General features: G+C 45.0%; 15 protein-coding genes and 1 riboswitch. Of the genes, 7 read left to right on the top strand and 8 right to left on the bottom strand.

What is annotated here, in order from left to right; translation table 11 throughout:
- Positions 1–5: 5 nt before the first annotated feature.
- The 3 genes from AC58QG_RS18355 to AC58QG_RS18345 all read left to right on the top strand — a co-directional run bounded on the left by AC58QG_RS18355 (position 6) and on the right by AC58QG_RS18345 (position 1,747).
- Entirely contained in the window at positions 6–836 is an 831-nt protein-coding gene (locus AC58QG_RS18355) for an AraC family transcriptional regulator (protein WP_497363573.1), read from the top strand.
- A 164-nt stretch (positions 837–1,000) separates the two neighbouring features.
- Positions 1,001–1,372 (top strand): DUF3992 domain-containing protein, encoded by a 372-nt coding sequence (locus AC58QG_RS18350; RefSeq protein ID WP_497363572.1) that lies wholly within the window; start codon positions 1,001–1,003, stop codon positions 1,370–1,372.
- A 33-nt stretch (positions 1,373–1,405) separates the two neighbouring features.
- Positions 1,406–1,747: a DUF3992 domain-containing protein gene (locus AC58QG_RS18345; RefSeq protein WP_497363571.1), complete on the top strand. Its 342-nt coding sequence runs from the start codon at positions 1,406–1,408 to the stop codon at positions 1,745–1,747.
- A 49-nt stretch (positions 1,748–1,796) separates the two neighbouring features.
- Here AC58QG_RS18345 and AC58QG_RS18340 read toward each other — a convergent pair whose 3' ends face one another.
- The 5 genes from AC58QG_RS18340 to AC58QG_RS18320 all read right to left on the bottom strand — a co-directional run bounded on the left by AC58QG_RS18340 (position 1,797) and on the right by AC58QG_RS18320 (position 4,924).
- Positions 1,797–2,213 (bottom strand): S-Ena type endospore appendage, encoded by a 417-nt coding sequence (locus AC58QG_RS18340; protein WP_497363570.1) that lies wholly within the window; start codon positions 2,211–2,213, stop codon positions 1,797–1,799.
- 364 nt (positions 2,214–2,577) lie between these two features.
- Positions 2,578–3,441 (bottom strand): hypothetical protein, encoded by an 864-nt coding sequence (locus tag AC58QG_RS18335; RefSeq protein ID WP_497363569.1) that lies wholly within the window; start codon positions 3,439–3,441, stop codon positions 2,578–2,580.
- Positions 3,442–3,656: 215 nt separating this feature from the next.
- Positions 3,657–3,971: a DMT family transporter gene (locus AC58QG_RS18330; RefSeq protein ID WP_497363568.1), complete on the bottom strand. Its 315-nt coding sequence runs from the start codon at positions 3,969–3,971 to the stop codon at positions 3,657–3,659.
- Positions 3,971–4,312 carry a DMT family transporter gene (locus tag AC58QG_RS18325; protein ID WP_497363567.1) on the bottom strand — a complete coding sequence of 114 codons (342 nt, stop codon included), beginning with the start codon at positions 4,310–4,312 and terminating at the stop codon, positions 3,971–3,973. Before AC58QG_RS18325 ends, AC58QG_RS18330 begins: the two co-directional genes overlap by 1 nt.
- A gap of 33 nt (positions 4,313–4,345) precedes the next feature.
- Positions 4,346–4,924, bottom strand: a complete 579-nt coding sequence (locus tag AC58QG_RS18320; RefSeq protein WP_497363566.1) for a TetR/AcrR family transcriptional regulator — start codon at positions 4,922–4,924, stop codon at positions 4,346–4,348.
- A 191-nt stretch (positions 4,925–5,115) separates the two neighbouring features.
- Between AC58QG_RS18320 and spoVB the strand changes: the two genes are divergently transcribed.
- The gene (gene spoVB / locus AC58QG_RS18315; protein ID WP_497363565.1) at positions 5,116–6,666 is read left to right on the top strand and encodes a stage V sporulation protein B; all 1,551 of its coding nucleotides are present in this window, start codon (positions 5,116–5,118) and stop codon (positions 6,664–6,666) included.
- An 80-nt stretch (positions 6,667–6,746) separates the two neighbouring features.
- Here the strand turns inward: spoVB and AC58QG_RS18310 are convergent, their stop codons facing one another.
- Positions 6,747–7,754: a zinc-dependent alcohol dehydrogenase gene (locus AC58QG_RS18310; protein ID WP_497363564.1), complete on the bottom strand. Its 1,008-nt coding sequence runs from the start codon at positions 7,752–7,754 to the stop codon at positions 6,747–6,749.
- Between the two features lie 119 nt (positions 7,755–7,873).
- Positions 7,874–8,707, bottom strand: a complete 834-nt coding sequence (locus AC58QG_RS18305; protein WP_497363563.1) for a helix-turn-helix domain-containing protein — start codon at positions 8,705–8,707, stop codon at positions 7,874–7,876.
- 165 nt (positions 8,708–8,872) lie between these two features.
- Between AC58QG_RS18305 and AC58QG_RS18300 the strand changes: the two genes are divergently transcribed.
- Entirely contained in the window at positions 8,873–9,541 is a 669-nt protein-coding gene (locus tag AC58QG_RS18300) for an SIMPL domain-containing protein (RefSeq protein ID WP_497363562.1), read from the top strand.
- 95 nt (positions 9,542–9,636) lie between these two features.
- Here the strand turns inward: AC58QG_RS18300 and AC58QG_RS18295 are convergent, their stop codons facing one another.
- A complete protein-coding gene (locus AC58QG_RS18295) occupies positions 9,637–11,148 on the bottom strand; it encodes a malate:quinone oxidoreductase (RefSeq protein WP_497363561.1) in 1,512 nt (503 codons plus the stop codon).
- Positions 11,149–11,347: 199 nt separating this feature from the next.
- Between AC58QG_RS18295 and AC58QG_RS18290 the strand changes: the two genes are divergently transcribed.
- Together AC58QG_RS18290 and AC58QG_RS18285 are read left to right on the top strand one after the other, a co-directional pair.
- A complete protein-coding gene (locus tag AC58QG_RS18290; protein WP_497363560.1) occupies positions 11,348–11,473 on the top strand; it encodes a hypothetical protein in 126 nt (41 codons plus the stop codon).
- A gap of 177 nt (positions 11,474–11,650) precedes the next feature.
- Positions 11,651–11,742, top strand: a riboswitch (cyclic di-GMP riboswitch).
- Positions 11,743–11,811: 69 nt separating this feature from the next.
- Positions 11,812–13,476, top strand: coding sequence for a sensor domain-containing diguanylate cyclase (locus AC58QG_RS18285; RefSeq protein WP_497363559.1), 1,665 nt, complete (start codon positions 11,812–11,814; stop codon positions 13,474–13,476).
- Positions 13,477–13,546 lie beyond the last annotated feature (70 nt).

Here is a 13,546-nt window from a genome sequence, read left to right as displayed (position 1 = left end):
TCCAAATGACGTTTCGCCGCCAAACGACTGCCGTCTGGGACATTTATCATGCTCACCAAGGCATGGAATTTATTTATGTGCATGAAGGGGAAGGCTCCGTCATCATTGATCCTTTTATGTACGAAATCAAACCAAACACATTGATGTTTTTTCAACCTTATCAATTGCATCGGGTCAAAATAGACCTGAATACCAAAACAGACGAATCCTACGAACGCTCGAAGTTTTTATTTGAACCTTCTATTGTAGACAACATGCTGAGCACGTTGCCCAAATTGCAGAGCTTTTTCCGATCCTTGTGGAAAGATACGCTTACCTGCCAAGTCCTATACTTGCCTGAATTACCGCCAGAATGGGATGTTCCGATGAAACAATTCGAATATGCTTTACGGGGGACTCCCAAGGAAGAACACATGGAAGAGTTCACGATCTTCTTGATCGCCTTTCTACAGGGCTTGCGAGCACATTGGCCAGATAAACAGGATCCCGCCTCCTCCACCCTACGCCCAACTCATCATGTAGAACACATCATGAAATGGATTGATGACAACTATCAGCATCCCTTCAAGCTAGAAGACCTAGCAGAATCTCTACACTTAAATAGCACTCATGTATCCCACCTCTTTCGCAAATTTACCGGCAGCAGCATTACGGAATACTTAACAGCCAAACGATTAAGAGAAGCTTGTTGGCTGCTCAGAACCACATCGGAGCCTATTCATGATATCTCCTCGGCTGTCGGGCTGAACAATGTGTCTTACTTCTGTCAGTTATTTAAAACTCACATTGGAACCTCTCCACACCAATATCGCAAAAACAGCGCACATTCCTTATAAGGGAAATGTGCGCTGTTTTTGCATATTTTTATAGAGTTTCTTAACGTTGGTATTCCCAGACATGTCATATTAAATATTCGTCATTCAGGCAGATGTCCAAGCGTTCAGGTTTTTGCCCGCATTAAATAGTTTAGAAACAAAGAGAAACGGAGGTTTTCTTAACTATGGCATGCGATAATTCGGCCTCTGCTTTAACTTGCTGCTCAGAGAGAAATTTCGTGCAGGATAAAGTATGTACGCCATGGACCGGCACAGTAGATGGCACAGATGTAGTCATTGTCGCTTACAAGAACAATATTAATCCGAACCTTGTGGGTACGGGATATGTGAAATTCGATTCCGGACCTGCTGCTATTACGTTGGATGTATTGAACAGTGCGGGGGCTTCCATCTTAACGACTACCGTTCCCATTGGACCTGGAACAAGTCTGGCGTTTACTTACCAACGCTTCGCCACTATACAGTTAACGCTGGCTGGGATAAACGATGGTTTATATCAAGGCGAATTTTGTATCACAACCCGTTATTCGATTTAATAGAGCCAAATGACAACTAAAGGAGGCCTCATAATGTGCTCTTGTAACTCATCTCTTTGCTGTTGTTCGGAAAAAACCTACGTACAGGACAAAGTATGTACGAATTGGCTAATGGCTGCAGCAGGTACAACTATCGTTTACACCGATAATATGGCAACTCTGATTAGCGGAACTGGATATATCAAAAATGAAACAGGTGGGACCCCTTTCATTACGGTAGCTTTCCTCCGTTCGGGAAATCCCGTCATGACTGCTATACAGGTGCCGCCAGGAGGCAGCACCTCGTTTACTGTCGGGCGGTTCGATACGATTAATATTACGACAACATCAGCGGCAACCGGGGAGTTTTGCATAACCGTGCGATATAGCATGTAAGAAGTGCGCTGCCATTGAGGTGGTTTTTCACTTAAGCGTAAGAACCACCTTATTCATGATCGCAGGGATGTTCGGATTGGATTTGGAGAGTAGCGGAGATGGCGTACTTGCCTTCTACATAACTCATCTCGTCGCGCAGTGAATTGATGGCAATTGCTTTGACACCTTGGCCTATAAAGTTTATGGTACTGCCCGGAGGAATGCTCAGTCGTTTGTTATCCGCGTCATCCGTTTCAATGTCCACCTCAAGCGCTTGGGTGCTACTCGAGCTCGAATATATACTAATCTGAGCCACTTCAATCTTGGACTCCACATCCATCTCCCATATCCGAAATCCAGGTTGATTGCCTTGAAGCAGTATATTGCCGCAGCATTCTTTATTGATCGTTGTCAGCGGGGCTGGCGGAGGAGGCGGAGGTGAAGGATGGTAATGGCGGTGCTTAGGTGACGGAGAAGGCTTAACCATTGGTTTATATATTAGCTTTAGCTTAAGATTAGGTTTTGGATTTAGGTTCCATTCAGTCTTTGACTTTTGGGTTGGATATCGACTGCGAGAACAAGGGAGAACGGGAGGTGTGATCCTCGTCATTGATCGACGATAATGCGGCTTTTTCTGCTTAGGCCTACTTACGCTCCCTTTGTTTAAGGATAGGCAGGAAGACGATGTCTTGTGAACGATGGTCAGCTCAATAATCTTTTTCCTCGCGCTGCATCTCTTCTTGATCACCGCCCCTCCTCCCTTCGATGTGTTGACTCCTTTTACATACTTATATTAGATGAATGTTCCCCTTCAATGGTTATACATGTTTTTGATTTATTTCAATATTTTACTATGCAATCTGATGCATTGACCACACAACTCCAGTCGTACCATTGCCTATATTGATCGTAATCGTTAATCCAGACGCATTATAGAATAGGCCGACAACATCGCCCGCCGACAACGCAACGTCCCCAGCCAATGTAATTTCACCGGTTCCTAGTACTGCTCGCAAAGTTAGGACCAATGCTATGTTAACATTTAAGATTGGTAGAAAACCGCTCACCAAATTGACGGCGGAAGGGGACGATCGCTGCACCGCAAAAAAAGGATTGACCCCGGGGCCTAGGCTCACGCTGATAGCTGCAGTCGTGGAGTAGTTAATCGTTGCCAGTATCGTATACCTTCCTGTTGTCGGTATCGTGAAGTTGCCGGTAACTGCGTTAAAGTTCGCATGTCCATAATAAGGACTAGCCGTCGACCAGTTCGTAAGCTGTGTACTTGTTGCAATGGATAGCGTAGATAAGAATGCCGAAAATCCAGTCGACGCAAAATTCGGTCCAATTGCTCCGGTCGCTCCAGTTGCTCCAGTCGCCCCTGTTGCGCCAGTTACTCCGGTTGCTCCAGTCGCCCCGGTTGCGCCAGTTACTCCGGCCGCCCCTGTTGCGCCAGTTACTCCGGTTGCTCCGATTGCACCCGTTGCTCCAGTTGCTCCGATTGCACCCGTTGCTCCCGTTGCACCGGTTGCTCCGGTTGCTCCGGTTGCTCCAGTTGCTCCGGTCGTCCCTGTTGCTCCCGTTGGGCCGGTCGGGCCGGTTGGGCCGGTTGGACATACGCACGGAATACCGATGCAGCTTAAAGCAACTGAACATGAACAATATCTATGTGATCTTTCTTGAAATTCATCCTCATCTGCAGGGCCACAATAGTTCACGAATCATACCCTCCCTAAGGCAAACCGTACATGAATCTTCCTTGCTTGAAACAACTCTATTACTAGTAAATGAATTTCTGCTTAATATGGCTTGTACTCATGTCTCTCCTTGGATAAATTGTACCCATACGAAAAAGAACCTTACGGGGTTTACCCTAAGGCCTTTCGCAGTTATTCGATTACATGCGGTTTACTCGCACCTGATTTGTATACAATTAAGAAATTAATTTCAACCCTACTGCAGCACTTAACACCATCGCGATGAACACAATCCTCTTCCAATCCTTGGATTCCCCATAGAACAGCATCCCTACGACTGCACTTCCAACCGTACCAATCCCTGTCCAGACCGCGTAAGAGGTACCCATAGGCAGGCTTGCCATCGCTTGGCTTAGGAATGCAAAACTCATGACAATACCTACGATGAAAATAGTAAACGCACGAATGTTTTTCGCTCTATTAATTTGGTTCATACCAACGACACCTACCACTTCAAACATTCCAGCAAATATGAGAAAAAACCAACCCATTAGGCTGCAGCTCCTTTCTCATCTTGCGTGCTTGTCACAAATTTCAATCCAAATACGCCGGATAAAAGAAGTAGAATAAGGAATACTTTAAGAAACTGGAATGGCTCTCCGAAAAATAGCATTTCCACAATTACCGTCCCCGCTGTCCCCATGCCTGTAAAGACGGCATATACGGTTCCCACGGGCAGTTTGGTAGACGCACTTATGATGAGATGAAATGAGACATGTATGGCAATGATCGTAGCTATCCACGTCCATGTCGTATCCGAATGTTTTAATCCTGTCACCCAAATCACTTCAAAAATAACACCGACGAAAATATAAATCCAATAACGGTTCATGTGTACAAACCTCCTGCTGCTTTCACTTTACTTTTACTTTTTGATACCACGCCAGAAGACGAACCAAGAAGATTCAATCCTTTTCAGCGATCGCGCAGAACCACCAAATAGCAATTCCACAAACATGCCATCCAACACAGCAGAGAACGCAACTGTTGCTTTTTCGCTGCTGACTTCAGGGCTAATACTACCTTTGTTTAAAGCTTGATCGAATATCGGCATTATCATAGTTTCAAGCGTATCTAAATAACTGTAACCTTGTTTAACGATCTCATCGTAGAGATGGGATGGCGGGAAAAAGGCCACTCGCAAGAAAAATTTGGTGTTATTATCCTGTTCATATCGTTCTTTATATTGGATTAGAAAGCCATATAGAAGTTGATCAATGGATATATGTTTATTGCTGTCGAGATACGTATGAACAAAATTCAATTCTTTCGCCAGCACCTCATCAAACAAAGCAAGAAATAGCTCATCTTTCCCTTTGAAGTGCGTGTAAATGGATTGTTTTTTGATCCCTACATCAGTAGCAATATCAGCAAGCGATGCACCTTCATATCCGTTTTTAGCAAAATGAGTGAGTGCCACTTCTTTAATCCGTGTTGCAGTCATTCCATCACTCCTTCCGAACGTTCGTCAGGTAATACTATCATATTATCCTTCGTAGGGCAACTTGCGACAGTCGTAAACAAACTAAGCCTTCACCCACATGTCCAAAAAAGACATCAACTCAGGCTTGTTCGCATGCTTTTCCAATTTTTGAATACATATTTAAGTATTCGATAAACAGGAGGACACAAGTCATGTCACAACATGGGCAATCGTTCATGAAAGGTACGCTAGTCTTGTCTGTCGCTGCCTTCATCAACCGTATTCTCGGTTTTATCAGCGGCATGTATATCGCTCGCGTACTGGGCGCGGAGGGAATCGGCATCTTGATGATGGCTCATCCGCTCGTCCCGCTCGTCATTACGATTACGGAGCTTGGATTGCCGGTGGCCATTTCAAAGTTGGTCGCTGAGGCCAACGCTCGCGGCGAACGGATGAAAGTGAGGCGCATTCTGCATGTCTCTCTCGCTGTCACGGGCGTCTTGAGCGTAGCGCTCACGACCCTATCGTTATTTGGATCGGAGTGGATCGCATCCATTCTGCTAAGCGACCAACGCGCTTATTACGCGATGCTGGCGATTACGCCGATCGCACCGATCGTCGCTGTCTCCGCCGTATTAAAGGGATATTTCCGCGGCATGCAGCAGATGAAGACCATTGCCGCTTCCGATGTGCTGGAGCATACCGTGCAAATCGCCTGTGTACTAGCGCTGGTCCACCTTTTGCTGCCTTATGGCGTCGCCTATGCGGCTGCGGGAGCCATGGCTGCCTCTGTTGTCAGCGAAGCGATCAGCCTCCTCTTCCTGGTGACAAGCTACAAGCTTTACGGTGAGTCGAAGCTGCCGGGAGAGACTTGGGCAAGCCACCTAAAACAAGGAAGAAGCACACTCGGCGAACTGCTACAAATTGGACTGCCGACGACAGGGCACGGAGTCATTCATTCGTTATACAGCACCTTCCAACCGCTTCTTATTACAACCAGCCTGGCGCTGGCCGGCATCGGTACGGCATTGGCCACGAAGCAATTCGGTATGCTGGCTGGCTATGCGTTTCCACTGCTGTTCATGCCAAGCTTTATCACGCAGTCCTTGTCCACCGCTCTCATTCCTGCGATTGGCGAGGCAGCGGCGAACAAGAACAGTCTGCTCATACATGAGCGGATGAATCAAGCTATGATCTTGGGACTCCTAATCGGCGCACCGGCGACCGTTATCCTGTACGTGTGGGCAACTCCCCTAACGACACTAGTCTATCATGCGCCGGATGCAGGATTGCTTCTAAAAATACTGGCGCCGATGTTTTTCCTGCATTATTTCGACGCTCCGCTTCATGCGATTCTACTTGGGCTCGGCCGCGCGAAAGCTACCCTGTGGAACTACATAATAGCCACCGGATTCAAGAGTATCTCAATCTTCGTGTTCGGCAGCCAATATGGTATTATTGGCGTTGCTTACGGCATTGGTATCGGCATTGTGTTGCAAACAATGCTGAACTTCTTTTCCATCTCAAGCTCGATCGGATTCTATTGGAGTATTCGTCCTTATGTCAAGGTTGGGATCTGCATGATACTGATGATGATTTGCGGACACTGGACCTATACCTATTTTGTCAGCCATGGTATGCCGCAGATGTGGTGCGTAATCATTTCAATTGTCTGTTCCTTGTTTCTCTATTTCGCCGCCCTCGTATTAACGGGTACGTTAAATTGGAAAAGTACGCGTCACCGATTTTCGATCCCATGGTAAGTTAATTGGCAAAGAAAAAGCAGCCATCGGCTGCTTTTTCTCTGCTGGCATATAGCCATCTCTTCATGCCGCGCTTCCCATCAGCTTTCTTCCCCAAGCCTAGTCCAATCAAAAAGAACACCCATCGCTGAGCTTCGATTGTTAACGAGTAACTCGTACGCCTGCGGTGCTTCCAATGGGGAGAACCGATGCGTAATTAACGGGGTTACAGCCATTCTTCCTTGCGTAAGGTAGTTTAAGAACAGATCTGCCATTTCAGGATGATGCCATCCTTTATAGTTCATTTGAGCATGAATACCTAGGATGGCTACGGAATTGGAAACCACATTACGGCCCATTCCCTGTACGGATGGCGTAGCTGTATCTCCTAGCAGAATGACACGCCCCAAAGGTTTAACAAGCTGCGTAGCTTGTGCTAATACTGCGGGATGCCCGGTAATGTCAAAAACAACATCCAGCATCTTGCCCTTCGTTTGCTCTGCGATATACGCTTTTGCCGTACCCGCATCCATCGCCAGCCGATGAATACCCGCTCTATCCCGAACAAGCTGGACGCGGCTCTCTGCAGGATCCAGCGCGTAAATTTCTTTGGCGCCGGAAAGATACAGATATTGCGTCACCAGCTGACCAAGGAGCCCGAGCCCAATAACACCAACCGTTTCTCCGAGAACCAGTTCTGCCCTTCTCACGCCAAGCTGTGTCGTTTTCGACAGATTAACCCACACGCCTTCTTCGGCGCTGACTTCCTTCGGGAGTCGCACAACATGCTCCGCCTTCGTCTTAAAAAATTGGGTATGCGGACTTTCCACAAATATACGGTCCCCTTTTTGTACATGTTGAACCGCTGACCCTGCCTCGAGCACTTCCGCCACCATCGAATAACCGGGATGGAATGGATATTGCACCCAGCTTGACCAATTCGTATCCGGATCGAAGACGCCTCGCAGGCACTGAAGCTCTGTCCCTGTACTGATCAGCGAACAAATCGCAGCACATAAAATCTCTGTCTCACCAAGTGCAGCTTCAAAGCTTTGCTTTGTGACCTCCACCTTCTGCTTTTCTGAAAAAACAATGCTGACTGTTTCCATTGACCTGCCTCCTTATGTGGGAATTCCATGCCCTGAGATAAGTGTAGAGGAGGATGCCTATGGAAAACAGAGCAAACGTTTGCTGATATTTAACACTTTTACAGGTAGTACAACACTATTTAAAGCGCTCTACTAAACAGTTCTTTGTATTGGCGAGGGGAAATACCCGTATACTTCTTGAAAAGTCTTGTAAAGGTTTGAATGTCATTAAAGCCAAGCATTTCGCTGATTTCGGTAATTGTCATCTCACGCATTTCGAGAAGCGACTTGGCTTTAGCGATTTTGATTTCTCGGTGCAGCATAATTGGGGATTTGCCAAATATGGCTTTGAAATGATTGCTTACATAAGTGGGATTCATGTGCAGTTCGGCAGCCAAATCGGCGAGCGAAAGCGACGCTTCGGGTTGGTTGACAATTGTCAGCAGGATCGATAAAAAACTATGAGATGGCTGGCTCTCGCTTGCAGTCTTGACGCTTCCCAAAGCATTATCCAGCAGCAAATACAGCAGTTCTAGCGATTTTGCCTTTTGCAAAATGACATTGGGCAGATGCCCTTTTCTAGACATGGAAAGCATGAGCTCATCAAAGACTTCCTCAAATCGTTTGTGGTTTTTGAGAGAATATATGTAGGGGATCTGTAGAAAAGGCAAAACATCAACTACATGATGAATGGTGTACGTGAAGTGCCACCAAAGGAATTCCGTTTCCTCATCACTATCTTTGTATTGATCATGCTTAAGGTGGGGAGGTATAAAAATAACCGTTCCCGGGTGCAGCTGATAGACCTTATCCTCTACTTTTAATTTGGCAGATCCTTTTCTTATATAGGTCATCATATAATACTCTTCGAAAATCCGATTACGGTAGTTCATTTCCATTCGGTTATGGCTATCAAATTTTAGAATGTTCAAATCGGCTGTTTCCAGCAGTGCGGAAATCAAATCTATTTGCACTTGTGCCACATCCTTCTTACGGGCTCATCTTTGAAGAAAGCGTATGTCAATTTCCCCTTATTGTAAAGACGCAAAACGCTAATTTAGGGTCATTAACAATTAAGCATATTAGGCTTGCTAATTCATACATTAAGGTAGTGTCCTTCACAAGAAAGGAGCCCTCTCATGTATGCTTATCCGCCATTTTACCGGCCCGCTTCTTCTTCCCAGTTGAACCAATCATCCACCATCGAAGTCGTAGGCGAGGGAATCGTGACTGCTGCTCCCGATCGTGCCGTAATTGTACTTGGGGCCGTAACAGAGGGTCCCGATTTAAATAAAATTCAAAACGAAAATTCTAAAATCATCTCGAATATCATCAATTCACTACGCCAATTAGCCATTCCGAGCGAGAAGATACAAACGACTGATTATCGTATCGATATCCAGTACGATTATAAGGATGGAAAACAAACCTTTATTGGCTATAAAGTTACCCATTTGTTACAGATCATGAATGAAAAAATAGGGCAAACAGGGAATATTGTTGACACTGCCGTTGCCAACGGTGCCAATCAGGTTACCAGCATCCAATTTACAATGATTCAACCGGAATCCTATGAACTTCAGGCATTGTCGCTAGCCATTCGTAACGCGCAGCAGAAGGCTTTGACGATTGCGCATTCATTGGGGGCAACGCTTGCCTCTACCCCCTACCAAGTCAAGGAACTTTTCAAAACCTCGGAGCCAGCCCCCTATATGGTTTCCAAACTTGCGGCCAACGCAGCCACTCCAATCCAACCTGGACAGATCGAGTTTCATGCAAAAGTTCAATTGTGGTTTTATTTCGCTTAAAAACTGGTCTTCGTTCAACAAAAACTGATGCGCAACAAAAAGAGGAGTTCTGCCGCGAAGCAGACTCCCCACTGATTATTATATATTACATGACGTTAAGTTTGACGTGCGGCCTGTAACGTTCTCTTTTCATTTAGACCAAGAGTCCGAGCTGTTGACGTATGAATTTCATCAATAAGCTCAGGATGTTTCAGAAGTGACACACCATAACTCGGAATCATCTCTTTAATTTTCGGTTCCCATTCCTTGATATGTTCCGGGAAACATTTGGTTACTAGCTCTAGCATGACCGAAACCGCGGTGGAAGCTCCAGGAGAAGCCCCGAGCAAAGCCGCTAATGAGCCGTCAGCTGAACTAATAACTTCCGTACCAAACTGAAGCGTTCCTTTGCCAGCAGCAGTGTCTTTAATAACTTGTACACGTTGACCCGCTACAACTAGCTCCCAATCTTCACTTTTGGCACTTGGGATAAATTCCCGCAGCTCTTCCATGCGCTTTTCTTTCGATAACATGACTTGCTCGATCAGGTATTTGGTCAATGACATATTTTTGGCACCTGCCGACAACATCGTCACGAGATTATTCGGTTTTACCGAAGTAACCAAATCGAACATAGAACCGGTTTTCAAAAATTTTGGTGAGAACCCGGCAAATGGTCCAAATAACAACGACTTTTTATTATCGATAAATCGTGTGTCTAGATGCGGTACAGACATTGGTGGAGCTCCAAGCTTCGCTTTGCCGTACACTTTGGCATGGTGCTGCGCGACAACATCTGGATTATTACACACCATGAAAATTCCGCTTACTGGGAAACCTCCAATATTTCGCCCTTCAGGGATACCGGATTTTTGCAGTAGATGCAGACTTCCACCACCACCGCCGATAAAGACGAATTTAGCCGTATGGCGCTCAACACTACCGCTGTTGATATTACGTATTTTCAATTCCCAAGAGCCATCACCAGTACGTCTCATATTATCAACACTGTGTTTGTACTTGATATCGACGTTCTTAGTTTTTAAGTGATCGAACAGTATACGCGTTAAAGCACCAAAGTTAACATCCGTACCGGAGTCAATTTTGGTTGCTGCAATCGGTTCATTCGATGGACGATCTTTAATAATAAGTGGAATCCATTCCATTAGCTTTTTAGGGTCATCGGAATATTCCATACCTTGAAACAGGGAGTTATTCGACATGGCTTCATACCGTTTCTTTAAAAACGATACATTTTGTTTCCCAAGAACCATACTCATATGAGGCAATGGCATGATAAAGTCTTGGGGGTCACGAATTAGCTTGCTGTTTACAAGATAGGACCAAAACTGCATGGAATGCTGAAACTGTTCATTAATTTGGATTGCTTTACTAATATCTACAGATCCGTCTGGTTTCTCGGAAGTGTAATTAAGCTCGCACAGTGCTGCATGCCCTGTACCAGCATTATTCCATTCGTTAGAGCTTTCCTCTCCAGCTTTTTCGAGCTTCTCAAAGACTTTAATTTCCCATTCCGGCACTAATTCTTTCAGAAGTGTCCCTAAGGTCGCACTCATGATTCCAGCACCAATTAAGATGACGTCTGTTGTAGTTTGTCTGTTGCTCATTTTAACCATCCTTATACCCTGAAATTTACAGAAAGGATACAGGCGCGCCTGCTTAAGCGTAACAGCAAGCCAGGTCGCGGCCTAATCACACACCTTTTCTGGATCAACAATAAGCCTATCGATAAAATATTTATTTACTATTATATGATAGTTATAAGCCTTAGGACAAGAAGTGCAGGAAAGAAGTCTTATCGGAATTATGAATAATTACAAATTTTCCAATCTTCATCATTATCCTGCTCCTCATGTTGATAAACCATCCATCGTCTTTTTCTTATTTCTTAGCCAACATCATGAAATGCTTGTATCTGGGCGGATTCGTTGAAATGGCGACTAAGCCGTGTATTTTACCTAATGTGGTAAAAAAATGGGTCGACTTTACCTTTCTTAATTGAATTCGACAAAAGCACGCATTTATCGCTATATACAGGTAATTTTACCCTCCTCTATAATAGTTAAATAGTAATAGACTCAATGGGTACGGCACGGTATTTGAAGATCAAATTGAAAAGGGCAAATCATCGGAAACGATGAGACGCAAAGCCATGGCCTAACGCATTCCTCATGGAATGCTATGGTTGACAGGTTGCCGGATATGAAGGGATGATCCTTTATTCGGGATTGTCCTTTTTTTATTTCGGGAAACGGGTAGGAGGGGCTCTCATGCATCACTCGCTAGCGGAAAGTTATAATGTTGTACTTGTCTTACTTTCTTTCGTTATTGCGTTGCTTGCCTCATATACGGCTTTAAATTCAGCTCGGAAAGTGTCCACTTCAGAAGGATGGCATCAGAAAAGTTGGATACTTTGTAGTGCCCTTGTCATGGGTGTAGGCGTATGGTCCATGCATTTCATCGCGATGCTAGCTTATCATTTGCCCCATGGCGTCACGTATCATATTTCAATTGTCAGTATCTCTATTCTAGTAGCGGTCGGGGGTGCACTGATCGGTCTCCTAGTGGCCTTTCAAGCCAGCTCCATTCGTTCACGCTTCCTTATTGGAGGTACCTTCATGGGGTTAGCGATTAGCGGCATGCATTATATCGGTATGGCAGCTTTACAAAATGTGACCATCCACTATAGGCTCGTACCGTTTACGCTATCGATTGTGATTGCTATTTTCGCATCCATTACGGCGCTTTATTTCTTTTTTAAACGCAACCAACAGAGACTATTAACTAGCAGCCTGATCATGGGCACTGCTATTGCTGGGATGCACTATATGGGCATGTTATCGGCTGAGATATCGTTCCCTACGGTCATTCATCCTCATAGTGCCAATGCTATGAATATGGACTTCTATGTCGTGGCTATGTATGTGGCCTTTGGAACATTGCTCATCTTTGCAATCAGCTTTATTAGTTCTTTATCCGTAGATCGACGACTAGCCGAACAGATTGCGCTCAAAGCTTCCATTTTAGAATCAGCTATCGATTGTATCTTCATGTTTAAACCTCAAGGCTGGATCATAGAATTCAATCCTGCGGCAGAAAGTCTCTTCGGATACACGCGCAAAGAAGCGCTGAAACGTACATTATTCGATCTTCTATTGCCTTTCGATCAAGATGGACAAGATGCTGCTCTATTGTATCAATTGTTAAGTCTGAAGGCTGAATCCATCATTGGCAAACGATTCGAAATTACGGCCTACCGCGCTGATCGCAGTACATTTCCTGCTGAAATTATCATCACGGATATGGTGTATGGGGGGAAACCGATTTTCACGGCTTACCTCAGGGATTTAACTGAAAAAAGGAAGTCGGAAGAACTCATCCATCAGTTAGCGTACTTCGATTATTTGACCGGATTACCCAATCGCAATCAATTAAATGAGCAGTTCCAACAGGCTCTTTCCCATGCGCAGAAATACCAGGAAACCTTAGGCGTTGTGTATTTGGATATTTACCGATTCAAATGGATTAATGATTCTTTCGGTCATCTGGTTGGGGATCATACCTTACAGAAATTTGCTTCCATACTTTCGAGTAGTTTACAGGAAAAGGGCTCGGTCTTCAGACTTAGCGGGGATGAATTCGTCATCTTACTTCCCCAAGGGAATCAAGTATCCCTGATCGAACAAGCTCAGACCATCATCACCTTGCTGAAAATGCCTTTTCGTATGGAAATCGGTGATATTTACGTTTCTACAAATATGGGGATTTCCATGTATCCCTACGATGGAGATACCTTGGAACAATTGCTCAAACATGCAGATCAAGCCATGTATGCAGCCAAGGAACAAGGTCGAAATAATTTCCAATTTTATAAGAAAGGCATGCAAATGAAAGTTTCCCAGCGAACTGTGTTTGAACAATATTTGCAAGGCTAACCTCCTCCTCTGATTATTCTCCCCCCTTTCAGGGCACGCTAAACCGCATGGTAATGTAAGGGAATTGGGG

It is taken from the genome of Paenibacillus sp. J22P169, assembly GCF_059691995.1.
This window is presented reverse-complemented; position numbering and strand designations above follow the sequence as displayed.

Excerpts from the sequence above, each read along its gene's own strand:
- AC58QG_RS18355 (WP_497363573.1), top strand. The coding sequence starts at position 6 with ATGACGTTTCGCCGCCAAACGACTGCCGTCTGGGACATTTATCATGCT.
- AC58QG_RS18350 (WP_497363572.1), top strand. The coding sequence starts at position 1,001 with ATGGCATGCGATAATTCGGCCTCTGCTTTAACTTGCTGCTCAGAGAGA.
- AC58QG_RS18345 (WP_497363571.1), top strand. The coding sequence starts at position 1,406 with ATGTGCTCTTGTAACTCATCTCTTTGCTGTTGTTCGGAAAAAACCTAC.
- AC58QG_RS18340 (WP_497363570.1), bottom strand. The coding sequence starts at position 2,213 with ATGGTTAAGCCTTCTCCGTCACCTAAGCACCGCCATTACCATCCTTCA.
- AC58QG_RS18330 (WP_497363568.1), bottom strand. The coding sequence starts at position 3,971 with ATGGGTTGGTTTTTTCTCATATTTGCTGGAATGTTTGAAGTGGTAGGT.
- AC58QG_RS18325 (WP_497363567.1), bottom strand. The coding sequence starts at position 4,312 with ATGAACCGTTATTGGATTTATATTTTCGTCGGTGTTATTTTTGAAGTG.
- AC58QG_RS18320 (WP_497363566.1), bottom strand. The coding sequence starts at position 4,924 with ATGACTGCAACACGGATTAAAGAAGTGGCACTCACTCATTTTGCTAAA.
- spoVB (WP_497363565.1), top strand. The coding sequence starts at position 5,116 with ATGTCACAACATGGGCAATCGTTCATGAAAGGTACGCTAGTCTTGTCT.
- AC58QG_RS18310 (WP_497363564.1), bottom strand. The coding sequence starts at position 7,754 with ATGGAAACAGTCAGCATTGTTTTTTCAGAAAAGCAGAAGGTGGAGGTC.
- AC58QG_RS18300 (WP_497363562.1), top strand. The coding sequence starts at position 8,873 with ATGTATGCTTATCCGCCATTTTACCGGCCCGCTTCTTCTTCCCAGTTG.
- AC58QG_RS18295 (WP_497363561.1), bottom strand. The coding sequence starts at position 11,148 with ATGAGCAACAGACAAACTACAACAGACGTCATCTTAATTGGTGCTGGA.
- AC58QG_RS18290 (WP_497363560.1), top strand. The coding sequence starts at position 11,348 with ATGAATAATTACAAATTTTCCAATCTTCATCATTATCCTGCTCCTCAT.
- AC58QG_RS18285 (WP_497363559.1), top strand. The coding sequence starts at position 11,812 with ATGCATCACTCGCTAGCGGAAAGTTATAATGTTGTACTTGTCTTACTT.